Annotated in this window: 20 protein-coding genes and 1 riboswitch; of the genes, 8 read left to right on the top strand and 12 right to left on the bottom strand. The window is 52.5% G+C overall.

Annotated features, from left to right (window positions below; translation table 11 throughout):
• Nucleotides 1-32: 32 nt before the first annotated feature.
• From infC to rplT, 3 genes are all read left to right on the top strand, one after another.
• Nucleotides 33-590, top strand: a complete 558-nt coding sequence (gene infC, locus GJR95_RS02320; RefSeq protein ID WP_162384347.1) for a translation initiation factor IF-3 — start codon at nucleotides 33-35, stop codon at nucleotides 588-590.
• 271 nt (nucleotides 591-861) lie between these two features.
• Nucleotides 862-1,056 (top strand): 50S ribosomal protein L35, encoded by a 195-nt coding sequence (gene rpmI / locus GJR95_RS02315; protein WP_162384346.1) that lies wholly within the window; start codon nucleotides 862-864, stop codon nucleotides 1,054-1,056.
• Nucleotides 1,057-1,185: 129 nt separating this feature from the next.
• Nucleotides 1,186-1,530: a 50S ribosomal protein L20 gene (rplT, locus tag GJR95_RS02310; RefSeq protein ID WP_111340765.1), complete on the top strand. Its 345-nt coding sequence runs from the start codon at nucleotides 1,186-1,188 to the stop codon at nucleotides 1,528-1,530.
• Between the two features lie 93 nt (nucleotides 1,531-1,623).
• Here the strand turns inward: rplT and GJR95_RS02305 are convergent, their stop codons facing one another.
• On the bottom strand, nucleotides 1,624-2,064 hold the full coding sequence (locus GJR95_RS02305; protein WP_162384345.1) for a nuclease A inhibitor family protein: 441 nt from the start codon (nucleotides 2,062-2,064) through the stop codon (nucleotides 1,624-1,626).
• A gap of 122 nt (nucleotides 2,065-2,186) precedes the next feature.
• On the opposite strand from GJR95_RS02305, the gene GJR95_RS02300 reads away from it, so the two are divergent.
• Both GJR95_RS02300 and dnaK read left to right on the top strand, forming a co-directional pair.
• Complete coding sequence (locus GJR95_RS02300) at nucleotides 2,187-2,717, top strand: hypothetical protein (protein WP_162384344.1); 531 nt, start codon at nucleotides 2,187-2,189, stop codon at nucleotides 2,715-2,717.
• A 294-nt stretch (nucleotides 2,718-3,011) separates the two neighbouring features.
• On the top strand, nucleotides 3,012-4,979 hold the full coding sequence (gene dnaK / locus GJR95_RS02295) for a molecular chaperone DnaK (protein WP_262889806.1): 1,968 nt from the start codon (nucleotides 3,012-3,014) through the stop codon (nucleotides 4,977-4,979).
• A gap of 200 nt (nucleotides 4,980-5,179) precedes the next feature.
• Here dnaK and GJR95_RS02290 read toward each other — a convergent pair whose 3' ends face one another.
• Nucleotides 5,180-5,725, bottom strand: a complete 546-nt coding sequence (locus GJR95_RS02290; protein ID WP_162384342.1) for a DUF6252 family protein — start codon at nucleotides 5,723-5,725, stop codon at nucleotides 5,180-5,182.
• Between the two features lie 316 nt (nucleotides 5,726-6,041).
• On the opposite strand from GJR95_RS02290, the gene GJR95_RS02285 reads away from it, so the two are divergent.
• Nucleotides 6,042-6,662, top strand: coding sequence for a thiamine phosphate synthase (locus tag GJR95_RS02285; protein WP_162384341.1), 621 nt, complete (start codon nucleotides 6,042-6,044; stop codon nucleotides 6,660-6,662).
• Between the two features lie 47 nt (nucleotides 6,663-6,709).
• On the opposite strand, the gene moeB is transcribed toward GJR95_RS02285, so the two are convergent.
• From moeB to thiS, 6 genes are read right to left on the bottom strand one after another with little or no spacing between them, the layout of a single operon-like run.
• A complete protein-coding gene (gene moeB, locus GJR95_RS02280; protein ID WP_162384340.1) occupies nucleotides 6,710-7,804 on the bottom strand; it encodes a molybdopterin-synthase adenylyltransferase MoeB in 1,095 nt (364 codons plus the stop codon).
• Nucleotides 7,801-8,940 carry a 2-iminoacetate synthase ThiH gene (thiH, locus tag GJR95_RS02275; RefSeq protein WP_162384339.1) on the bottom strand — a complete coding sequence of 380 codons (1,140 nt, stop codon included), beginning with the start codon at nucleotides 8,938-8,940 and terminating at the stop codon, nucleotides 7,801-7,803. Before thiH ends, moeB begins: the two co-directional genes overlap by 4 nt.
• Nucleotides 8,937-9,713, bottom strand: coding sequence for a thiazole synthase (locus GJR95_RS02270; protein WP_162384338.1), 777 nt, complete (start codon nucleotides 9,711-9,713; stop codon nucleotides 8,937-8,939). Before GJR95_RS02270 ends, thiH begins: the two co-directional genes overlap by 4 nt.
• Before the next feature lie 12 nt (nucleotides 9,714-9,725).
• Nucleotides 9,726-10,391 (bottom strand): thiamine phosphate synthase, encoded by a 666-nt coding sequence (locus GJR95_RS02265; protein WP_162384337.1) that lies wholly within the window; start codon nucleotides 10,389-10,391, stop codon nucleotides 9,726-9,728.
• A complete protein-coding gene (gene thiC, locus GJR95_RS02260) occupies nucleotides 10,388-12,268 on the bottom strand; it encodes a phosphomethylpyrimidine synthase ThiC (RefSeq protein WP_162384336.1) in 1,881 nt (626 codons plus the stop codon). The genes GJR95_RS02265 and thiC overlap by 4 nt, the downstream gene beginning before the upstream one ends.
• 1 nt (nucleotide 12,269) lies before the next feature.
• Nucleotides 12,270-12,473, bottom strand: coding sequence for a sulfur carrier protein ThiS (gene thiS, locus GJR95_RS02255; RefSeq protein WP_162384335.1), 204 nt, complete (start codon nucleotides 12,471-12,473; stop codon nucleotides 12,270-12,272).
• A 125-nt stretch (nucleotides 12,474-12,598) separates the two neighbouring features.
• Nucleotides 12,599-12,691: riboswitch (TPP riboswitch) on the bottom strand.
• A gap of 224 nt (nucleotides 12,692-12,915) precedes the next feature.
• Here thiS and GJR95_RS02250 point away from each other — a divergent pair.
• Both GJR95_RS02250 and GJR95_RS02245 read left to right on the top strand, forming a co-directional pair.
• Nucleotides 12,916-13,776 (top strand): TIM barrel protein, encoded by an 861-nt coding sequence (locus GJR95_RS02250; protein ID WP_162384334.1) that lies wholly within the window; start codon nucleotides 12,916-12,918, stop codon nucleotides 13,774-13,776.
• Nucleotides 13,777-13,809: 33 nt separating this feature from the next.
• Nucleotides 13,810-15,153, top strand: a complete 1,344-nt coding sequence (locus GJR95_RS02245) for a Gfo/Idh/MocA family protein (protein ID WP_162384333.1) — start codon at nucleotides 13,810-13,812, stop codon at nucleotides 15,151-15,153.
• Nucleotides 15,154-15,273: 120 nt separating this feature from the next.
• Here GJR95_RS02245 and GJR95_RS02240 read toward each other — a convergent pair whose 3' ends face one another.
• From GJR95_RS02240 to GJR95_RS02225, 4 genes are all read right to left on the bottom strand, one after another.
• Entirely contained in the window at nucleotides 15,274-16,626 is a 1,353-nt protein-coding gene (locus tag GJR95_RS02240; protein ID WP_162384332.1) for a polysaccharide pyruvyl transferase family protein, read from the bottom strand.
• 3 nt (nucleotides 16,627-16,629) lie between these two features.
• Nucleotides 16,630-17,919, bottom strand: coding sequence for a polysaccharide pyruvyl transferase family protein (locus tag GJR95_RS02235; protein ID WP_162384331.1), 1,290 nt, complete (start codon nucleotides 17,917-17,919; stop codon nucleotides 16,630-16,632).
• Nucleotides 17,920-18,072: 153 nt separating this feature from the next.
• Complete coding sequence (locus GJR95_RS02230; protein WP_162384330.1) at nucleotides 18,073-19,509, bottom strand: RagB/SusD family nutrient uptake outer membrane protein; 1,437 nt, start codon at nucleotides 19,507-19,509, stop codon at nucleotides 18,073-18,075.
• Nucleotides 19,510-19,522: 13 nt separating this feature from the next.
• Entirely contained in the window at nucleotides 19,523-22,915 is a 3,393-nt protein-coding gene (locus GJR95_RS02225) for a TonB-dependent receptor (protein ID WP_232541057.1), read from the bottom strand.
• Nucleotides 22,916-22,983 lie beyond the last annotated feature (68 nt).

Raw genomic sequence — 22,983 nt, 5'->3', positions numbered from 1 at the left:
ATTTTAAAAATTAGTTACACTAAACACAATCTATGGCATTACCCCAGCGCAGACCACCTCGTCGTGTGGTTGAAGAACCGTACAAAGTTAATGAGCGCATTTTGGCCCGCGAGGTGCGGGTGGTCGGTGAAAATGTAGAGCAGGGAATCTACGACATAAATAAGGCGCAGGCTATGGCCAAAGCGCAGAACCTCGATCTTGTCGAGGTGTCGCCCAACGCTGTGCCGCCCGTCTGCCGTATAGTTGACTACTCCAAGTTCAAATACGAGCAGAAGAAAAAGCAGAAAGAAATCAAAGCCAACGCTACCAAGGTCGTTATCAAGGAGATCCGATTCGGTCCCAATACCGACGATCATGATTTCGAGTTTAAGCTCAAACATGCCATCAACTTCCTGAAAGAAGGCGCAAAAGTGAAAGCCTACGTTCAATTCGTTGGGCGGGCCATTGTTTTTAAAGACCGTGGTTTCCAGCTATTGGAGCGTTTTTCTAAGGGACTTGAAGATTACGGCAAGGTAGAGGCAGAACCCAAACTCGAAGGCAAACGGATGAGTATGTTCCTGGCCCCCAAAGTAGTTGTTCCCAAAAAATGATCGCGGATGGACTGATGAGAGCTTAGGCCAGTTGACGCGAACCCAGGTTCGAGCGACTCCGTAACTATCATCCTACTTTTCCGCTGATCACATATCAATCTGTTGCAAAAAAACTAGTCAGGTTGACTTTACCGCTTAAAGTCGACCTGACTAGTTTTTTGCATTCATTCAGAATTAACGATTGGTGCTTTGCTTAGCGAAGGCAGTAATCATTTTTTTTGTATCTTTGCGGCCTGTTTACTTAATTTTCCATACAAAGCGGTTTACTGCAATGCCTAAAGTAAAAACCAATTCGGCCGCCAAGAAGCGTTTCAAGCTGACCGGCACCGGAAAAATCAAGCGGAAGCACGCCTTCCACAGTCATATTCTGACAAAAAAGACAACCAAACAAAAGCGTAATCTGGTACACGACACGCTGGTATTCCCAGCCGATGAGCGTCGTATCAAAGCGCTGTTGAACGTCTAAGGTAAAGAAAAGACGCAGTTGCGTCTTGGTTTCACGTTTCACCCGATGCCAGGCCTTAAAGAGTAGACAGTACGCAATCTGATGACTGCTGACTAGCCTGCCGCCCGTCGTCAAAAAACACAATTTATTATGCCACGTTCCGTCAATCACGTTGCCTCACGGGCGCGTCGGAAAAAAGTAATGAAGCTGGCCAAAGGTTATTTCGGTCGGCGTAAAAATGTTTGGACGGTTGCTAAAAACGCCGTTGAAAAAGGTTTAGGCTACGCTTATCGCGACCGTAAGGCCAAAAAACGGGATTTCCGCGGCCTCTGGATTCAGCGGATCAATGCCGGTGCCCGGATCAATGGTCTATCGTATTCAGCCCTGATGGGTGCACTGAACAAATCAGGCATCGAACTCAACCGTAAAGTATTGGCCGATCTGGCCATGAACCACCCGGAAGCATTTGCCGCCGTTGTGGAACAAGTAAAGTAAACAGACTTTTAGTAAAAGGAGCGAGGAGTGAGTAATAGGAGATAACTATGCGTCAGCACTCCTACTACTCACTCCTCGCTCCTTTTACTAGCATTATGTCTGCACCAGTTTCGTTTTGATGCCGACCCGTTCGCCATCCGCCTGCCGACCAAGGAGAAAAACATCAATTTCAGTTTCTCCTGCGTGAAAAACCTGCCGCCCGGTCAACTCAGTTTCCAGAAGTTGTTTCAATTGCCGGAATTTTTCAGTCCGCGCTTTTTCTTCGCCTTCATACCAGTCCTGTTCAGTAACGACCGGTTCCCAAAAGTCATTTTCGGGCACTTCTTCCACATACACACCGGGTGGCAGCATCTGCCAGTCCTTCATCTGACTAACAGTTAGGGGTTCCTGCTGGTTAAGATAACACTGGACGAACTCAATGGGCTCGTCTGATTCGCTGGGATAGAGCAAATCGGTTAGCATCCTATTAATTCTATCGTTTAATTTTATTTTTTCGGGTGCCTGACCGCTACTTTTGGGGTCTTCGTTCGTCATAGGGTGTATGCTAGTTCACGGCAAAATAACGGATTCAATTCCAAGTGTCAGTCGGAATCTAGCTAATTTTAGCGCGGGGTGTAATCGAACCTATTCCCGTTAATCCTAAAACAGTAAAAATCATGTTAGAAACATTAATGAATCTGGTTCAGCAGCAATCGGGTCAGGCAGTTATCAACAATCCGGCTATCCCTAACAGCCAGAACGACAGTGTTATGCAAACGGTCGCCAGCAGCATTCTCAGTGGACTGGGGCAGCAGGCGCAGGGTGGTGGGCTGGGCAGCCTGCTCGGCATGGTTGTTAACGGCGGTAACGTTCAGCAAAGCCCCGTAACACAGGGAGTTCAGGATCACGTTGAGCAGAATCTGATGGAAAAGCTGGGTATTTCGCCCCAGGTTGCCATGTCGGTAGCGGCTGCTGTTGTGCCCATGGTATTAAGCAAATTGATGCACAAAGCATCTGATCCGAACGATTCGAGTGTTGATGGCAATACCATTCTGGGAGCTGCAACGGGTCAGCAGGGTGTTGATTGGATGGGTATGGCCGGTTCGGCAATGGCGGATGGCAAACTCGATATGAATGATCTGTTACGCGTGGCTGGTCAACAGGGCGGTGGGCTCGGCGGAATGCTGGGCGGCCTTTTTGGTAAATAATTAACATGTAGTGTAACGACTGCCGTCGTACTAGTCCGGTTTTCAACGGGCTAGTACGACGGCAGTCTGTATTGTATGGACTGAAGAAACCAGCTTGACAATTGGTTCACTTGTAATGAAGCAAAAGGGTACTGGACAACCAACATCGGCATGGCTCTGCCGGACTGCCACATTTTTTTGGTGCGGGCGACTTTTGCGCGACATTCTGGCCCAGTTAACTACTTTATTCTGCCAATCTGACAGCAAATCAAACAATTTTCTTGGCTGGCATTTGTATTGATAGATAGGATATGTCTGTCAGATTATACACAGCCAACTAAAGAAACTAAACCAGTTATGGGAAAGATTATTGGTATTGACTTAGGCACCACAAACTCGTGTGTGGCCGTGATGGAAGGCAACGAGCCGGTCGTGATCCCGAATTCAGAAGGAGCACGCACGACACCGTCAGTCGTCGCGTTTATGGACAACGGCAACGGCGAGCGGAAAGTCGGCGCACCGGCCAAACGCCAGGCCATCACCAACCCGAAGAATACGATTTCCTCGATTAAGCGTTTCATGGGTAAACGCTATGCTGAGGTAACCAACGAAATTAAAAACGTCGCCTATGACGTTGAAAACGGCCCCAACGCAACACCACGTGTCCGCATTGGCGATCGTCTATATACACCACAGGAAATTTCGGCACTGATCCTTCAGAAAATGAAGCAGACTGCCGAAGATTACCTTGGTCAAACGGTGACTGAAGCCGTTATCACGGTACCAGCTTACTTTAACGATGCCGAACGTCAGGCCACTAAAGAAGCTGGTCAGATCGCCGGTCTCGATGTTAAACGGATCATCAATGAACCGACTGCGGCTGCACTGGCCTACGGTCTGGACAAAACGAATCACGATCAGAAAATCGCCGTATTTGACCTGGGTGGTGGTACGTTCGATATCTCGATCCTCGAACTCGGCGATGGTGTATTTGAAGTGAAATCGACCGATGGTGATACCCACCTCGGTGGTGATGACTTCGATCAGGTTATCATCGACTGGCTCGCTGATGAGTTTAAGAAAGACGAAGCGATCGATCTGCGTCTGGACCCAATGGCCCTGCAACGCCTGAAAGAAGCCGCTGAAAAAGCAAAAGTTGAACTGTCGAGTTCGAATTCGACCGAAATCAACCTGCCCTACATCATGCCGGTGAACGGTATTCCGAAACACCTGGTGCGAACATTGAGCCGGGCTAAATTTGAGCAATTAGCTGATTCGCTGATTCAGCGGAGCCTGGAACCTTGCCGTCGCGCACTGAAAAATGCGTCGTTATCGGCTAGTCAGATTGACGAAGTCATTCTGGTGGGTGGTTCGACCCGGATTCCGAAAGTGCAGGAAGAAGTAGAAAAATTGTTTGGTCGCAAGCCATCGAAAGCCGTTAACCCCGACGAAGCCGTAGCCATTGGTGCTGCTATTCAGGGCGGTGTGTTGACCGGTGAAGTGAAAGACGTGTTGCTGCTCGACGTTATCCCGCTCTCGCTGGGTATCGAAACAATGGGCGGTGTATTTACCAAAATGGTCGATGCCAACACGACCATTCCGAGCAAGAAAGTAGAAGTTTACTCGACCGCTTCGGATAACCAGCCGAGCGTAGAGATCAACGTGTTACAGGGTGAGCGGCCAATGGCGGCTCAGAACCGTCAGTTAGGCCGGTTTATCCTGTCCGATATTCCACCGGCACCGCGGGGCGTCCCTCAAATTGAAGTAACCTTCGATGTCGATGCGAATGGTATTCTACACGTAACGGCTAAAGATAAAGGTACGGGCAAAGAACAGAAAATCCGGATTGAAGCTTCGAGCGGTCTGACCGATGCTGAAATCAACCGGATGCGTGAAGAAGCCAAAGCCAATGAAGCCGCCGACAAACTGGAGCGCGAAACGATCGAGAAAGTCAATCAGGCCGATTCGATGGTGTTCCAAACCGAGAAACAACTGAAAGAGTACGGTGATAAGCTGACTCCACCGAATAAAACGGCTATTGAAGAAGCGCTTGCCCAACTCCGTACGGCGCACGGTTCCCGCGACTTAGCGGCTATCGATGCGGCTCTGGAGAAACTGAACGCAGCCTGGTCTACCGCTTCGACCGATCTCTACAACGCCACTAACGGCGCCGGAGGTCCAACGGACGGTGCTGGTTTCGACGGTGGAAACGCCAACCCTGGAAATCAGGGACAGCCAACCGGCGACAACGTTTCGGATGTTCCATATGAAGAAGTGAAGTAAGAAAGCATAAAGTAGCTAGCCCCGCCGAGGAAACTTGGCGGGGCTTTTTTTATAATCCAGACTCAAGATATAGACGGGGTTATCCCTGTTCATGCATTCCTGATGGGTGGTGAAATCCATTGATTACACAGGTAGTTGCCAACAAAAAACGGTCAGCTTCGAAGGAGCTGACCGTCATGATTCTTATTTAATGTATTCGGTTATTTGAATGGCACATTGAACTTGCCTTCGGTAATTGTACGCTTTACGCCTTTGTCACTATAGGCTGTAAAGGAGAATGTGCCTTCAACGTCAGTCGTGGTCATTTTGGTTATCGTAACGGTGCCATCACCGGGTTGCACCCGAGTCGAGAATGAATCCGAGCCATTGCCCAGAGAAAGCACACCGAAATTTACGTAGCTTAATTTATGGGTGCCGACCAGGGCCGAATAGGGCAGGGCAATCATAACCACATCGCTGGTTTTGCTGTCGAGGCCATAGATTGCGTAGTAACCATCGTTGCCGGGGGCAACTACTTTGGCATAAACCAGGTCAGGAATAAAATCCTTGCCGTCGACTTTCGTAGAGAAACCCGATGTGGTTTGAGTAGTCGACTGGCCTGGTGTAGTGGTGGTTGAGGGAGTGGTCGATGTTGTCGGGGTGGTTTGCGTTGAAGCAGGCACTACATCGTCACCCTTTTTGCTGCATGAAGTTAAACCGAAGATACTAGAGATGGCCAGGATTGCTACTACGCGTAAAGTTTTCATGATTGAATGAGAAATTATTGTGTCAGTGAACAAGTGAAAAGTTAGGTTCTGTTTTACGATGATTGAGTCGTCTGAGTCAGTGATAGAGGAAGACTTTCAGTGTCTATTTCCCGTTGACGAATCAAAACTAATACAGCTGAAAAGAGACTATCGGAGCGACTATACAGAAGGTGGACCTGGCTTTAAAAGCGGTGGAGATAATCCGAAAACTGGCGGCTTTGCCCGGCTACCGCACCAGGTCTCAGATCTGCGCGAATTAGACCCGTAAAAAATGACAGATTAGGTAGATTGGCTTCTAAACACTTAATTTCGCTTAATGTCTTCCAAACCCTTCCTGCTCATCGGTATAACCGACGATAGTCCTCAAAGCCAGCACATCCCAACACTTACGGGTCTGTTTGACAAAGGCCTTGACTTTTTATACTGGCGAACGTTTCCGTTTGCCGAAGCCATGAATTCCTTATTTCCGGCTGTCTGGCAGTCTGCGGTCTTACTCGCGGGCGATAACGCTCCTGCTGTTCCTGCGCCGTTTCGCTGGCATCTGAAAGAATCGAATCGGCAGTTTTTTCAGTCAGACGAATACAGTACACAGGCACAGCGGCAGCAGCCCTTTTCAACTAGTATTCATAACCTGCAGGAATGGCCGTTGCTGGCCGGACAGGTAGAACTGGTCTTTTATAGTCCCATTTTCCCCAGCATCAGCAAGCCCGGCTATGGGCCATCAGCCAGTCTGGACACGGTAGCTCAACAGCTAAAAACAATTCGGGAGGAATCCGACAACCTGCCGCTGTTAATCGGTCTGGGCGGGATTGATGAAAACAACGTGGCCCTGGTAAAACAGGCCGGATTCGACGGTGCCGCCCTGATGGGGGCCTTGTGGCAGCGTACCGATCCGATCGCTGGATTCGAATGCATCCAGACCGCACTGCTTTTCTAACGCGGCTCTTTTCGCGTTAGAAAAGTAGCTAATTGAAAAATGGAGGATTAACCAGTGGTTTGTGGGTTGCCGGTCTGGCGACGCAGGCTTAGCTGACTAAACGCATTTAGTCCACCCGTCAGATTATACACATTCCGAAAACCCAGTTGCTGGAGAAACGCAACGGCTTTTTGGCTCCTTCCTCCCGATTGGCAATGAATGACAACGGGTCGGTCGGTGGGCACACGTTCGGGATGTTGTAGCAAGGCCGATACCGGGAGCAGTGTCCCCCCCAGATTTTCCCGTTCGTATTCATGCGGTTCCCGAACATCAAGCAGTAGAGGCTTATCCACTCGTTCGAGCCAGTCCATTAGTGCTGCTGCCGTTAGTTGGGGAAGGGTATCGGCACAGACAGGAGCCGGCTTCGGCAGGGTGCGAATGGCTTTATTGAGCGGATTGGTAGTAAACGAGAACGTCTCGAAGGAGAGGGTCAGCGCATTGACTATCAATAATTTGCCACTAAGCAGGTCGCCAATGCCCGTGATGAGTTTAATCACTTCGTTGGTCATCAGGCAACCCATTAAGCCCGGCAGAACACCCAGTACACCAACGTCGGCGCAGGCTTCCAGCTCGCTGGGTTCAGGATACAGACAGCGATAGGTTGGTCCTTCTTTGTGATTAAATACGCTAACCTGACCCTCGAATTTGTAAATAGAACCGAAAATCAGGGGCTTATTGAGCAACACACAGGCGTCATTGACCAGATAACGGGTCGAAAAATTATCCGAGCCATCGACAATAATATCATAGTCTTCCAAAATCGATAAGGCATTGGCTGCATCCAGGAAAACCGGATGGGCTACCACCCGGATGTATGGATTTTGTCGGGCAAGAAGTGCTGCTGCGACCTCGGCTTTGGGCTGGCCGATGTGTTCCGGCGAAAAAAGCACTTGCCGTTGCAGGTTGCTTTCTTCGACCATATCGCCATCGATTAGGCCCAGCGTACCAACTCCGGCCGCCGTTAGATACTGACCTACCGGGCAGCCCAGGCCACCGGCGCCAACAACGACAACACGGGCCTGCCTGAGGCTATTCTGGCCAGCCAGCCCGATTTCAGGTAATCGGATATGACGGTTATAGCGGTTTAACTCCTGATCAGTCATCGGCTTGTCAATAGTTTGTCCCAGTCTTTCCAAACGGGTTCATAGCCCTGCCGTCGAATCACATCGACCATGTCGGCCGGGCTACGCTCATCGGAAATCGTAAACTGTTCGAGCGATTCCGGCTCGACGGAATACCCGCCCGGATTTGTCTTTGACCCTGCGCTTAAGCTGGTGATACCCAGTTTTAGCACATGATCGCGGAAGCGGGGCGTTTCGCGGGTCGACAGCGACAGCTCAACCTCTTCGTTAACGAGCCGGTACGCACAGATCAATTGAACCAGATCGCGGTCGGTCATGCACCGCTCGAATGATCTGGACGTAATGGTGTCGTTTTGCATCAGGTCGATGGGGCGAAGGCGCGGAAATGAGAGGCTATACCGGGTTTGCCAGTAAGTGCGTTCGAGATAATGCAGGTGAGCCCCCGTAAAAAAACTATCGGTTCGCCAGTCCTCCAGGCCAAGTAAAGCGCCCAGCCCAATTTTATGCACACCCGCTTTCCCCAGCCGGTCGGGGGTATCGAGCCGGTACTGAAAATTTGATTTTTTCCCTTTCGGATGATGATTTCTGTACGTATCGCGGTGGTAGGTTTCCTGATAAACCAGCACCGTATGTAGCCCTTCGGCTATCAACTCTTCATAATCCGGCTGGTCGAGTGGTTGTACTTCCATCGAAATATGGGCGAAGTAGGGTTGCAGCAGGCGAATCGCGTTTTTCAGGTATGGCAGCCCGACGGTCTGATTGGCTTCACCGGTAACCAGCAGGATATGGTCGTATCCGAATTGCTTTAATGCCTGCGCTTCCTGGGTTATTTCGCTATCAGTCAGTGTTTTACGTCGAATTTTGTTATCCAGGCTAAAGGCGCAGTACGTACAAATGTTCTGGCACTCGTTCGAGAGGTAAAGCGGAGCATACAACTGAATCGTTTTGCCGAATCGTTTCTGTGTCAGCTGATGGCTGAGCTGGGCCATCGGTTCCAGATAAGCCTGGGCTGCTGGTGATAGCAATGCTTTTAAATCGTCAAGCGACCGCCGGGAGTTTCCCAGCGCCTGTTCCACCTGTCGCGCAGTCGTGGTGTAAATGTCGCGCTGGACACGATCCCAGTCGTGCGCGTCGAACCAGTTTTTGGATCTCGTCATTCGTCCAGAAAAGCAGTTAAGGGGCTACTCGCATGAGCGGTCAGGGCGGGGCGGGCAAGCCGGGCTTCAAAGGCCATCCGGCCTGCTTCAACCGCCAGTTTAAAGGCTACGGCCATCCGAACGGGGTCCTCAGAAACCGCAATGGCTGTATTGACCAGCACCGCATCCGCGCCCAGTTCCATCGCTGCGGCTGCGTGCGATGGCGCGCCCAATCCCGCATCGACCACAACCGGAATCTGGCTTTGATCGATAATGATTTCCAGAAAATCGATCGTCCGTAAGCCCTTGTTGGTGCCAATGGGTGCTCCTAAAGGCATAACAGCTGCTACGCCGACGGCTTCCAGCCGCTTGCACAAAACCGGGTCGGCATGACAGTACGGCAACACCACAAACCCCAGTCTGACCAGTTCTTCGGCGGCCTTGAGGGTTTCGATAGGGTCGGGGAGAAGGTACTTTGGGTCGGGGTGAATTTCCAGCTTGAGCCAGTTTGTTTCCAGTGCTTCGCGGGCCATCTGGGCGGCAAAAACGGCCTCTTTCGCCGTTCGGACGCCAGACGTATTCGGCAACAGATTCAGGCGAGGGTGCGTCACATGAATCAGCATATCATCCTGGCAGTTCTGGGTATCGACCCGTTTCAGGGCGACCGTCACCAACTCCGAGCCCGAAGCCAGCAGGGCGTCTTCCATCAGTTGAGCCGAGCCGAATTTCCCCGTTCCTGTAAACAGGCGGGAGGTGAATGTTTTATCGGCAATCGTTAGCGGTTGTTTATTCATGCGTATCGTGTGTTAACGCCTGCCAGTACCTGGCGTAATGGCGATGGTGCGGTTTGTCAAGTTGGCAACCGTCTCTATAAAAAGGCGTGTTTCGGCAGCTGGGTCGGTGGATTGGCTGATCGCCGACGATACGGCAACCCCGGACAGACCGGTCGATACCAGCGTGGGTACGTCGGCAATAGTTATGCCGCCAATCGCCACAACCGGCACAAAAACACCCAGTTGTAGCAGCGATGACAGAATTTTCTGATAGCCTGCCAACCCAAGAATCGGGCTTAGTTTCTCCTTGGTCGACGTAAACCGAAAGGGGCCTAGCCCCACATAATCGACGCCGGTCTGGTCAAGATCGAGCAACGTTTCCAGCGTATTGGCGGTGCCGCCAATAATGACCGCATCACCCAGCAATGCCCTGGCTTCGGGCACCGGCATATCGTCTGCTCCCAGGTGAACGCCATCAGCCCCGATCTCGCCCGCCAGCTCGGGATTGTCATTGATGATCAGTCGGGCATTGTATTGCCGACAGACGGCAAGCGTTTCCAGGGCCACGGCTTTCCAGGCCTGATAGGGCTGGTTTTTGAGCCGCAGCTGAATCCAGTCCGCACCCCCCGAACAGGCGATTTCGGCCTGTTCGGGACGGGTTGTGATGTACTGTAATGAGCTAATTTTCAGGCTGCTCATAGGTAAAGCTGATTGCCCTGTTCGGCAAATTCCTTTGCTTTGGCCTGCATTGCTTTATCGAATACTTCGTCGTGGCCCAGCGCATGCTGCTCGGCATAATCGCGTACATCCTGGGTGATTTTCATCGAACAGAAATTGGGGCCGCACATCGAGCAGAAATGCGCAATTTTGGCTCCTTCGGCCGGTAAGGTTTCGTCATGAAAAGCCCGTGCCGTGTCCGGATCGAGCGAGAGATTGAACTGATCGTCCCAGCGGAATTCAAAGCGGGCCTTGCTCAGCGCATTATCGCGGTACTGCGCACCCGGATGTCCTTTCGCCAGATCGGCTGCGTGGGCCGCAATCTTATAGGTGATCACGCCGTCTTTCACGTCCTTTTTATTCGGCAGACCGAGGTGTTCTTTAGGGGTCACGTAACAAAGCATGGCCGTCCCGAACCAGCCGATCATGGCCGCGCCGATGCCCGACGTAATGTGGTCATAACCAGGGGCAATGTCGGTTGTCAGTGGGCCGAGGGTATAAAATGGAGCCTCCTCGCAGCACTGCAGCTGTTTATCCATGTTCTCTTTGATGAGGTGCATCGGCACATGGCCAGGGCCTTCGATCATTACCTGCACATCGTGCTTCCAGGCGATTTTTGTCAGTTCCCCCAGGGTTTCCAGCTCCGCGAACTGGGCCGCATCGTTGGCGTCGGCAATAGAGCCAGGCCTTAGGCCGTCGCCCAGCGAAAACGACACATCATAGGCTTTCATGATGGCGCAAATCTCCTCAAAATGCGTATACAGAAAATTCTCCTGATGATGAGCCAGACACCACTTGGCCATGATGCTCCCCCCGCGCGACACAATGCCCGTTACCCGGCGGGCCGTCAGGGGAATATACCGAAGCAGAACACCCGCGTGAATCGTGAAATAATCGACGCCCTGTTCGGCCTGCTCAATGAGCGTATCACGGAACAATTCCCACGTTAGGGCTTCTGCCTTGCCATTCACTTTTTCAAGGGCCTGATAGATCGGTACCGTTCCGACCGGTACCGGGCAGTTGCGAATGATCCACTCGCGTGTTTCGTGAATATTCTTTCCCGTTGATAGATCCATCAGTGTATCGCCACCCCAGCGGCAGCTCCATACGGCTTTTTCGACCTCCTCCTCAATACTTGACCAGACAACGGAGTTGCCGATATTGGTGTTGATCTTGACCAGAAAATTTCGCCCGATAATCATCGGTTCACTTTCCGGATGATTGATGTTGGCCGGAATAATGGCTCGACCGGCAGCAACTTCCTGTCGGACAAACTCCGGCGTGATAACCTGTTTGGGTGTATTCGCCCCGAAGCTCATGCCCGGATGTTGCTGCCAGAGGGTAGATTGATCATTCAGACTATCGTTGCGCTGGTTCTCCCGAATAGCGATGTACTCCATTTCGGGGGTGATAATCCCCTTTCGGGCGTAGTGCAGCTGCGTTACATTTTGACCGGCTTTGGCGCAATAGGGGTGACGGATGTGGGCAAAGCGCAGGGAGTCAAGTGTTTGGTTGCCCAACCGCTGATTACTGTACGCCGATGAGAAGGCTGCTAATGGCTCCACATCTTCCCGGCCGGTAATCCAGGGTTCACGCAGTCGGGGGAGGCCCCGTTGCAGATCGATCACCGCGTCGGGATCGGTATAGGGACCACTGGTGTCATAGACGGTTACGGGCGCGTTGGGCTGGCGGCTCGGTTTAGATCCCGTATGCCCATGCGCTACCGTATCCGAGAGGATAATCTCCCGCATGGCTACGCGGATGTCGTGCAATTGGCCCGGCACGTAAATTTTACGGGAACCCGTCAGGGGCTGGCGCGTAATGGCGGGCTGTTCAGGTTGTTCGGTTTTCTGGCTCATGTTATCCTCCCTGGGTGGCTTGTAGAATGGTGACTTTATCGTTTCCCGATAAGATATACTGCGACCAGTCCGTGCGGGAAACAATGGCGTTGTTTACGGCTACGGCAATGCCTTTCTGGTCGGCAAGGGCTAATTGGATCAGCAGACTGCTTAGCGAAGCTGCCGAGGGCATTTCAACGGATTGGTTGTTGACTGAAACGAGCATAGTTGTGTATCATGCGCAGGAAAGCACAAACGATAGGGAGAAACCGGGCAGTCTGACTGGGAGGATAAACTGAAGAAGGACAGGAGACAATGCATGCGGCTAACCGCGCCTGCAATCGTCCAGTAAAAAACCTTCTCGCTTTTCCCTCCGCAGGTATTATCCTGTTCAGGTTCAAAGGGTAGTATCTCAGCCCGGTCTGGGCACCCCTAAAGCTTCGCTTTTCAGCGGGACAAATATAGAAACGTTTTTGAGAAAATTGAGCAGGATTATCGCTAAACCCCGCGCCACGGTTATTTTAGAGTGTCCTGATTAACCGTAGCACAGGGTTTAGCAATAGTCCTTTTGAGACTCCGTTACGGATAAATAGCCCTTCGGTCAGTAAAAACATACTAAATTAGCCTTACAATAACTCGATAGCCATAACACTTACCCGTTAGTATCAATGACGACACGACGATCGTTTCTAAAAAGTGCCGGAGGCAGTGCCGCGCTGGCCACTATGAGCCCGGCCGCAATTGCTTCGGTGAACAGTGCTGAACAGCACAACGCACCCAGTGAAGATTTGTTTAAGCTGGGCATGGCCGGCTACACCTTTGTTAATTTCAATCTGGATCAGTCGCTTGAGATGATGAAGAAAACGGATGTACACTATTTGTGCATCAAGGATTTTCATCTGCCCTTAACCAGCACACCCGAACAAATCACGGCCTTTCACGAAAAGTTAGCTAAATCGGGGGTTACGGGCTATGCCGTCGGCCCGATCTACATGAAAACGACCCAGGAAGTCGACAATGCATTTGCGTACGCCAAACGGGTTGGGGTAAAACTGATCATCGGCGTTCCGAATACGGAGTTATTACCCTATGTCGACAAGAAAGTGAAAGAGTATGATTTCCGGTACGCCATTCACAACCATGGCCCTGATATTGCGCTGTACCCCAATGCTGTATCAATATACAGTGCTATTAAGGATCTGGACGCCCGAATCGGATTCTGTTTCGACATGGGCCATGACCGGCGCAATGGCGACGATCCCGTTGCCGATCTGCAAACGTACGCCAAGCGCATTTTTGATATCCATCTCAAAAACGTAACGGCGGCTACCAAAGAAGGAAAAACCTGCGAACTGGGCCGGGGCGTCATCGATATACCGGCTTTTGTCGACATGCTGCGGAAGGTGAAATACGAGGGTAGCTGTAGTCTGGAATACGAAAAAGACATGAAAGATCCGCTTGCCGGCATTGCCGAGTCGGTCGGTTATTTCAAAGGCGTTTGTGATGCCTCCCGCAAACGAAAGTCGTAATCCAATTACCTAATGACTAACAACCTGAAATTAATGGAAAATTCAAGACGAGAGTTTATCAAGAAAGCGGCCCTGAGTACGGCTGGGCTAACGGTTGGCGGATTGGCAACTGGCATGTCTGCCAAGAGCTATGCCAAAATAATTGGGGCCAACGAGCGGCTGAACGTCGCTATTGCCGGATTGGGTCGTCGGCTGGAGGCCTATTACGAACCGATCTCCAAAAAGAACAGTAACGTCGAACTGGTGTACCTCTGCGATGTGATGAAGAAACAGCGGGAGTCGGCACTTCAGAAGTTTTCGAAGCATATCGACTACAAACCGAAGCTGGAAAACGACATCCGGAAGGTCATCGCCGACAAAAATGTGGATGTGCTCATCAATGCCACGCCCGATCACTGGCATGCCCCCGGCACCTGGCTGGCCATCCAGGGAGGAAAGCATGTGTACGTCGAAAAACCCTGTAGTCAGAATCCCCGCGAAGGCGAACTGCTGGTCGAGTTTCAGAAAAAATACAATAAAGTCGTACAGATGGGGAATCAGCAACGTTCGGCGCTGGAATCCATCGACATCGTCAACCAGATCCACAACGGGGTGATTGGCAAAGCCTATAAAGCCGTGGCATTCTATGCCAATAACCGGGGCGAGGTGCCCATTCCGAAGAAAGCACCCGTTCCGGACGGCCTCGACTGGGATTTATTTCAGGGGCCAGCTCCCCGCACCGACTACACACACGATACCTGGGATTACAACTGGCACTGGTACGGCTGGCTCTACGGAACGGCCGAAAGTGGTAATAACGCCACCCACGAACTAGACGTGGCCCGCTGGGCATTGCAGGTAGAATTTCCTGAATACGTGACCGTTGAAGCCGCCAAGCGGTATTTCCCCGAAGATGGCTGGGCTGTTTATGATACGATGGATGCGACGTTCCGGTTTCCGGGTGACAAAATCATCAAGTGGGATGGCAAGAGCCGGAATGGGCATAAAACATACGGCAGCGACCGGGGAACCATCATTTACGGGACCAATGGAACCGTGTATGTCGATCGGGGCGGGTATAAACTGTTTAACCGCGACGGCAAAATGATAAAGGATAGTAAGGCGACCGGCTCAGAAGCGGGAACGGCCCTGGGTGGTGGTGGCGATATGACCACCCGACATATCCAGAATTTCTTCGAGGCTATTCGGGGGAAGGAGAAGCAGAACTCGACGATTGAAGAAGGAGCCCGGAGTACGCTGCTCTGCCACCTGGCAAACATTGCCTTCCGGACCAATAAATCATTCGCGGTTGACGCGAAAAATGGCCATATTCAGGATAAGGACGCCATGAAACTGTGGAGTCGTGAGTATGAAAAAGGCTGGGAGCCAAAATTATAAGTGCCGTTCACAGGGCATGAACTGAGATGGGTTAATACACACAGAAACCGGGCAGCCGCCCGGTTTCTGTGTGTATTAACCCTATTGAACAAAAAACAGAGTAAAGAAGGAGTTAGCCGGTCATTGGCGGCTCGTTTTTTGCCGATTCTGAATCGCTTTATTGATCACCTGCATGGTTGAGGCTTGCCGGTGGTGCACAAAATCCATCGCTTTCGCAACTTTTTTCTTCGCTCCGGCATAATCCTGATGGATTAACCGCAGTTGCTTCGTCCAGTCGTCGGCTGACGATTCGTCGACCTGAAACAGCCAGTCGGGTAAGCCAATGTCGCGGAACATCCACGCCTTTCGCCCGTGTGAGGGTGGCCAGGCGTGTAGAACGGGTACACCCAGGGTCAGTCCCATAATGAGTGAATGCGGCTCCATCCCATAAATAGTATGCGCCCGGGCGTAGACGGACAGGGCTTCGTCGGCATTCCAGAACGTATCGCGCCAGACCACGTTTGCTTTTACATCATCGGGTAACTGATCGTAGAGGAAGCTTTTGGCGGTTTCGATTTCTTTGGTCACTTCGGGGGCCAGCAGCACCTTTAGCCCCGTATCGCGCACCCAACTGGTGATCATCACCCGAATTTTAGCCATCCGCTCGTTGTCCTGCTCCTGTAACTCAGCAACCGATTTGATAAGGTCGATGGCATTGGATCGCCGGTTGGCGTAGGGCGTATTGGTAAGGATCACAACGGCCAGAAATGTTTGCTTATCGAGCCCCGACTTTTTCAGATACGCCAGTCCTTTTTCTTCATCGCGCACATTGATCCCAAAACAACCATCCGGCCCGAACTCAAGCACGGGCGTCCGGAACTTGTTTTCTTTCAGGAATTTAAGCGACTCGCCATCGCGGCAATAGACAAACGCGGCCTGGCTCAGCACGTTTCGATACGCGTACATGGACGGAAAATCGAAGCGATCGAATGACTGGCCGTAAATGCCAAACGGGATGTTATTTTCGGCGCAGTAGATATACGGAGTCAGGCTAGACATGTTCCCTGCCCAGTCTTTGCCATACAGCCCAAAATTCATGGCCATCCCCGAATTGAACAGGAACAGATCGGCTCGCTCAAAGGCTTCCCGGATCTCACCCTCGAATGGTTTTTCCGGTTCATAAAACTTCCCCCGGATGATGGTCACCTTCGGGAAGTTTTTACGGATGAGTTTTTCGGTTTCGGGGCGCGGGTCGGTATGCCACAGGAGAATTTCGGCGTTGGGAACCGATTGCGTCAGCAGCCGGATGGTGCCAGGGGTATGCCCCTGATCGCCAATATTGCCATCGCCCCACGAGGAGCGCAGAATAATGACCGGGCTTTCCTTCTGGGAACCGCGCGGATTCTCTGGGAGGAGCAAGGGGTTCTTGTCGGGCCATAACGTTACTGCGGAGGATAGGGCCGATTGCTTTATAAAATCCCGTCTTGATGCCATAGGCTAGAGTGGCGTCACGTTTTTCTTGAGGAGACCCATTGTTTCACGCTGGCGCTGTTCCACGAATTTTCGTCCTTTGGCCGCTTTCGCTTTGGCTGCTTTCGGATCGTTGGCCATGGCCAGTACAGTCGGAACATATCGGGCCACATCCTGCTCATTATCCATATCGAACAGCCAGTCGCCGAGGCCAATATCCCGCCACATGGCCCCCTTGCTGGTTTGCTCGGCAAATCGGCCGACAATGGCCGGAATCCCATTGCCGATGCACATGATGGGCGAATGCATTTCCAGCCCGAACAGGCCCGCCGAGCGGATGTATGTGCTGACCGCTTCATCGGTAATCCAGTACCGGTCGCGCCAGACGACTTTGGGTTTGACATCGTCGGGCAATTTGTCCAGCAGAATTTCTTTTCCCAGTTTTACCTGCGTTTCGTCTTCCGGGCAAATCAGAATTTTCATCGGTGTTTGACGGACAATGGCAATGATCGCTTCCCGAAGCGGAGCGTTGTCATGTTCTTTCATCGCCTGATTTCGGGCATTTCTTGTCTCATCAAAGGGCGTTTTTTTGCTGGGAATCTCCCAGTAGGGCGTAAAACGGGTGCGGGGAATAACGCACAGAAACTTGCCTTCTTCCAGCCCGTGTTCCTTCATAAAGGCAGTTGCTGCCTGGTCATTGCGCAAATCCACGGCAAAAGCCCCATCGGGGCAAAATTCCATGATGGCATTGTTTACCCCATTGGCTTTGGCAAAATCCAGTGAAATTGAGTCCCGGAAGAGGGCGAAGCTGGCTTTGTTCAGTAGGTCAACATCGAGCGGATTAGCCGTAATGACCGCTTTGGGATCAGGGCTGTAGACACCGGGGAACGTAATGCCGTAAATACCGAAGGGCTTCCCCGTTTCGTTGTGCCAGCGCTCCACATCCTTGCGGGCAACCAGCGAAGGCCCGGACCCATGCAACAGAAAGACACATTCCCTGAAGGCCAGGGCAATCTCATCGGGTGTTTTGATGATCGGTACATTCGGAAACCGCCGACGTAATAACGCATCAACCCCATTGTCGACGCTGGATGGCCATAATCGTACCTGCACATCCGGCAGGTATTTTTCCAGCAGCGTCAATACACCGGGCGTATGCCCAATATCGCCGATGTTGACCGTTTGCCAGGACGAGCGAAGAATGATGGATTTTTTAGCGGCCAGCCCGGTTGTGGTTGATTGGGCCAGTGCCGGAATGCCCGTCAGGAGTCCGATCAGGGCGGGCGTTTGTTTAAGAAACTCTCGGCGGTTTGTCATAAAAGAGCGTGGTGATAACGGTTTGTCGTAATCTTCGGAATGTTGCTTACGCATTTAGGGCTTTCGCTCAGCGCCGTGCTACCGCAGCCGGTGGTTACTACTGATGGATCAACTAATCACCGTCCGCGGCTGTGGTGGCATGGCGCTGAGCCTTTAATAGCCTGGATTTTGTTTTAGATTCGGATTGGCATCCATATCCGTTTGTGGAATAGGCATCAGCACGTGAAAGGGTTGAATGGTGGCATTGCGGGCAAAACTATTCTCGGCCTTCACGGCATCGAGCAACCGGCCCGTTCGGATTAAATCGAAGCGCCGGCTGTTTTCAAAGGTCAGTTCCAGCCGGCGTTCGAGCCAGACCGCTTCTTTGAATTGCGCGTACGGCAGCCCCGAGAGTGCAGTAAGCCCCGCCCGGGTCCGAACCTTGTTCAGCGCTGCGTAGGCATCCGTCGTCGGGCCATTGCTGGCCTCATTCGTGGCTTCCGCATACATCAGCAGCACGTCCGAATAGCGAAGAATGGGGATGCTGGTCCCTTCGAGGGTTTTAGCCGGTTTATCCCACAGCTTCTGAAAGGCGATGGCTTTGGTGAAATCGGGGTCGGTACTGGACAGCGTCGTGGTCACCCCATTGTAGACATACGACGTCAGGAAGGTGACGGCTTTCCGTGTGTCTTTATCCGAATAGAGATTGAACAGACTCGGGGAGGGGCGGGCAATGCCGGAACCCGTTCCCGGATAAATGGGGGCAGAGCGCACGCCATACCCCCGGCCTAAGGTGTGCCCTTTTACATCCGTCAGATTCTGGATCTCGAAAATGTTCTCTTTCCCACCCCGCGCCGAGATGGCAAAGGCGTCGGCGAAATTGGCATAGAGATCATACACGCCCAGATCCATGACTTCTTTGGCTTTGGCAGCCGCCTGTGCCCAGTAGGGCGAACCGGCCGTGGTGCCCGCTCGGGTCAGATAGACGCGGGCGAGCATGCCCTTGGCGGCCCCCTGCGTAGCCCGCCCCGACTCACTGGCCGGGTAGGTTTTCGGTAAAACGCTTTCGGCTTCTTTCAGATCCGCTTCGATCAGTTCATACACCTTATCCGCCGGATCACGCGATACGGCCAGGCCATCCAGCGAGGTTGTTTCTGTCGTCACGATGGGTACGTCGCCGTAGAGCCGGACGAGGTTAAAGTAATGGAGTGCCCGCAGAAATTTTGCCTCGGCGATGTACCGTTTTTTCAGGCTCTCATCCATCGAAATGCCCGGCAATCGGCCAAGTACAATGTTCGATCGGTTGATACCCGAATAGGCTCCGGCATAATTCGAAATGAAGGTGTTCGACGGGGTAATGTTGTAGCGCCAGAGCAGCGGCCGGTCGGCCGAACCGGTCAGGAACGGGACGCCATCATCGCTGGTCGCGAGGTCCAGAAATGGATCGGTGCCGCCAATCTGCGAATAACAGGCCCCCAGAGCCGCTTTGGCATCGTCGGCTGTTTTGTAATAGGTGACATTGGTGAGGTTCGTAACCGGCGACAGATCCAGCTGCTTTTCACAAGCCGCCAGAACGAGCACCATAAACGGGGCTATATGCTTGAATTTCATGGCTTTGATGGGGTTAGAACTTTAAGTTTAAGCCAACCAGTAAGGTTTTGGCTGCCGGATAACCGCCATAATCGAGCCCCTGACTCAGGGATGAACTGCCGTAGCGATTTACTTCGGGATCATAGCCTGTGTAGTTGGTAAACGTAAGCCAGTTTTGAGCCGTTACGTAAATCTTGGCCGAACTGATCGCCAGCCGGGTCAGTACAGCTTTGGGAAGAGTATAGCCGAGCGAGATGTTCTTGACCCGCAGGTAAGCGCCATCTTCCACCTGAAAACTCGACAGAATCCGTGAACCACCGGCACTGTTCGCCCGTGGAATCGTATTGCTTGGATTCGTGGGCGTCCAGCGATCCAGCGCCCTGGCCGACTGGTTATTACCTCCCGTTAGATTCAGCAGATCGAAGGTGCCGTAATTCAGGATCTGATTGCCCGAATTGCCCTGCACGAAGATGTTCAGGTCGAAACCCTTAAACGAAAAGGTATTGTTGAACCCACCAAAGAGCTTGGGGTTCGCATTGCCAATGATGTCGCGGTCATTATCGTTGATGACGCCGTCGCCATTGAGATCCTTGTAGCGAAGGTCACCGGGCCGGGCTGTTTTCTGCGCTGACGCGTCGATTTCGGCCTGGCTCTGAAAAATACCGTCGGCCACACGGCCGTAAAAATTACCCAGCGGACTGCCGACCTTGAGCAGAATCGGGTTGATACTGGTGGCAAAAATAACCGCATCGGTCCCCGTTGTGAATTGCTGGCGGCCATCGAGGGTCAATATTTTATTCCGGTTGAAGGTGATGTTGAACTCCGACGTCCAGCGAAAGCCCCCTTTATCGATGTTGATCGTATTCAGGGACAGTTCAAGTCCTTTGTTCTCCACACTGCCAATATTCTTGAGGGTATTGGAAAATCCCGACGAGGTGGGAATGCCGACGTTGAAGAGAAGATCCGACGTTGTTTTGATGTAGTAATCGGCTGTCAGCTGAACCCGGTTGTTGAACAGACCCACATCAAGACCGGCATCAAACTGCGCATTTCGTTCCCAGCGCAGATCCGGGTTGGCCACGCCGGAGGTTGTCGCACCGGAGTTCAGGGCACCACCCAGAATGTATGAGGTCGAGCTGATATTGGCCAGGTAGCGATAGTTGCCAATTTCCTGGTTGCCCGATAGCCCGTAGCTGAGTCGCAGCTTGGCATCCGAAACGACCGTCAGATTCTTCATCCATTTCTCATTGGCGAGTTTCCAGGCCAGCGCGCCCGATGGAAAGAAACCGAATTTCTGATTCGGGCCGAACCGGCTGGACCCATCGCGTCGACCGGTCAGCGTCAGCAGAAACCGATCATCGAAGCCATAGTTGATCCGGGCGAGGTACGATATCAACCGCCAGTCGCTGGCCGACGATGTTGGGGCTACCAGGGTCGACCCGGCTCCGAGGTTGTTGAACAGGGCAAAATCATCGTTAAAGGTGTTGGCTCTGGTGATTACGCCTTCCGTTGTCAGCCCCTGGATCGTGTAGCCAAGTAAGGCGTTCAGGCTATGCCGGGGCGTCAGTTGCCGGGTGTAATTCAGGGTGTTCTCATTCAGCCAGCCGATGCTTTGAGCCGTTTCGATACTGGCCCCACCGCCCAGGCTGGAACCCGCCAGCGATAGCCGGGTCTGGTAACTGTTGGATTTGGTGTTCTGAAGATCAGCCCCGAAACTGGTCCGGAAGTTCAGGCCGTCGATGATCGTATAATCGAGGTAGGCGTTGGCCAGCAACCGCATGGTCGAGCTTGGGTTCGTGATCTCATTGGCGACGGCCAGCGGGTTATCGACCCCATAGCCGTTGAGAGCGCCCGTATTTTTGTAATAGCTACCGTCGGGATTGTAGGTCGGAAACGTGGGCGCATAACTCAGCGCCGAACTCGTTACCCCCCCACCACCATTACCGTCGACATCCGTTTTGGCGTTGTTGCCGGTGGTATAGGCCCCCTGCGTGGTCAGCCCGACTTTCAGCCGGGAGGTCAGGTTGTTGTCGAGGTTGGCGCGCAGGGTATAGCGTTTAAAGTTCGAGTTGAGGATAATGCCCTGTTGGTTGTAATACCCAAACGAAACGGCATAACGCGATTTTTCGGACCCTCCTGAGGCCGAAAGCTGGTGATTCTGGATGGGTGCCGATTGGAAAATCTGCTGTTGCCAGTCGGTACCTTCACCAAGCGCCGAAGGAAGGGGCTGGTCGGGGGTGGACCCGTCGAAAAAAGGTTTGGCACCCCCATTGACGCGGGCTTCGTTCACGAAATCGGCAAATTGCCGGGCATTGAGCAGGGGAATCGTATGCCGAACGGTTTGAACACCGTAGTAGCCATCGTAGCTGATGACGGCCTTCCCGGCCTTGCCCCGTTTCGTTGTAACCAGAACCACCCCGTTCGACCCTCGGGAGCCGTAGATGGCGGTTGCCGAGGCATCTTTCAGTACTTCAATGGATTCGATATCGTCGGAGTTGATCGAATTCAGGTTGCCGGTTGGAAAACCGTCGATCACGTAGAGGGGGTCATTGCTGGCATTGACCGACCCTGATCCCCGGATCCGGATCGTAGCGCTTCCACCGGGCCGGGCCGAATTGGTCACGACCTGTACACCCGCGGCCCGCCCCTGCATAGCCCGGTCGAGGGAAGGGATGGGTGTGGCTTTGATGTTCGCTTCACCAACTTTGGCAACCGCACCGGTCAGGTCCGACTTTTTTACGGTACCATACCCAACGACGACCACCTCATCGAGGTTCTTATTATCGGTCTTGAGGGAGACGTTCAGGGTTGCCCGCTTACCCACCTCGATTTCCTGCGGCTGAAAACCGACAAAGCTAAAAACCAGCACAGCGGCTTCGTTCGGAACGGCAATCTGAAAGTTTCCGTCCGTGTTCGTGGACGTACCCCGCTGTGTCCCTTTTACCAGCACACTGACGCCCGGCAAGCCTTCTCCCTTTTCGTCCGTGACCGTTCCACTGATGGGCAGATCGGCCAGCATCGGCAGGGGAAAGATCAGACTGGGGATTGTTTTCGTGTCCGTTTCGTCCTTCCGAAACAGGATGATTTGTTTTCCGGAGACTTCGTACTGAATGTGCAGGGGTGTCAGCAATTCCGTAAGGGCCTCTTTCAACGTCACATACCGGGCGTCCAGGGTTACTTTTTGGTTGATCTGAATTTCCCTGGGGTTGTAGACAAACAGCACATGGGTTGTTCGTTCGAGCGTCAGCAGGGCCCGCCTGAGGTTGGTCGTCTCCGTTTTGAGGGTTATTCGCTGATCAAGAATTTCCTGCCCATGTGCATGATGCGCATAGGTCGCACCCACAAACAGGATGGTCATCAGGAGCTGAATAACCGATAGTTTCATGAGCGTCCGGCAGGAGAAACGGTTAGTATCGTGTTTATCCATGAGAGAGTAGGGGTTTGCTCATGGATAGCGGCAAGCGTACGCAGATACTGTATTTATTTGTAATTTTT

Origin of the sequence: Spirosoma endbachense (genome assembly GCF_010233585.1) — a bacterium.
GTDB lineage: Bacteria > Bacteroidota > Bacteroidia > Cytophagales > Spirosomataceae > Spirosoma > Spirosoma endbachense.
This window is presented reverse-complemented; position numbering and strand designations above follow the sequence as displayed.

Coding starts and splice junctions, on each gene's coding strand:
- rplT (WP_111340765.1), top strand. CDS start 1,186: ATGCCACGTTCCGTCAATCACGTTGCCTCACGGGCGCGTCGGAAAAAA.
- moeB (WP_162384340.1), bottom strand. CDS start 7,804: ATGACTGATCAGGAGTTAAACCGCTATAACCGTCATATCCGATTACCT.
- GJR95_RS02235 (WP_162384331.1), bottom strand. CDS start 17,919: ATGACAAACCGCCGAGAGTTTCTTAAACAAACGCCCGCCCTGATCGGA.
- GJR95_RS02300 (WP_162384344.1), top strand. CDS start 2,187: ATGTTAGAAACATTAATGAATCTGGTTCAGCAGCAATCGGGTCAGGCA.
- thiS (WP_162384335.1), bottom strand. CDS start 12,473: ATGCTCGTTTCAGTCAACAACCAATCCGTTGAAATGCCCTCGGCAGCT.
- GJR95_RS02245 (WP_162384333.1), top strand. CDS start 13,810: ATGGAAAATTCAAGACGAGAGTTTATCAAGAAAGCGGCCCTGAGTACG.
- rpmI (WP_162384346.1), top strand. CDS start 862: ATGCCTAAAGTAAAAACCAATTCGGCCGCCAAGAAGCGTTTCAAGCTG.
- GJR95_RS02290 (WP_162384342.1), bottom strand. CDS start 5,725: ATGAAAACTTTACGCGTAGTAGCAATCCTGGCCATCTCTAGTATCTTC.
- GJR95_RS02225 (WP_232541057.1), bottom strand. CDS start 22,915: ATGGATAAACACGATACTAACCGTTTCTCCTGCCGGACGCTCATGAAA.
- GJR95_RS02265 (WP_162384337.1), bottom strand. CDS start 10,391: ATGAGCAGCCTGAAAATTAGCTCATTACAGTACATCACAACCCGTCCC.
- GJR95_RS02270 (WP_162384338.1), bottom strand. CDS start 9,713: ATGAATAAACAACCGCTAACGATTGCCGATAAAACATTCACCTCCCGC.
- thiC (WP_162384336.1), bottom strand. CDS start 12,268: ATGAGCCAGAAAACCGAACAACCTGAACAGCCCGCCATTACGCGCCAG.
- GJR95_RS02250 (WP_162384334.1), top strand. CDS start 12,916: ATGACGACACGACGATCGTTTCTAAAAAGTGCCGGAGGCAGTGCCGCG.
- infC (WP_162384347.1), top strand. CDS start 33: ATGGCATTACCCCAGCGCAGACCACCTCGTCGTGTGGTTGAAGAACCG.
- GJR95_RS02230 (WP_162384330.1), bottom strand. CDS start 19,509: ATGAAATTCAAGCATATAGCCCCGTTTATGGTGCTCGTTCTGGCGGCT.
- thiH (WP_162384339.1), bottom strand. CDS start 8,940: ATGACGAGATCCAAAAACTGGTTCGACGCGCACGACTGGGATCGTGTC.
- GJR95_RS02285 (WP_162384341.1), top strand. CDS start 6,042: ATGTCTTCCAAACCCTTCCTGCTCATCGGTATAACCGACGATAGTCCT.
- GJR95_RS02305 (WP_162384345.1), bottom strand. CDS start 2,064: ATGACGAACGAAGACCCCAAAAGTAGCGGTCAGGCACCCGAAAAAATA.
- GJR95_RS02240 (WP_162384332.1), bottom strand. CDS start 16,626: ATGGCATCAAGACGGGATTTTATAAAGCAATCGGCCCTATCCTCCGCA.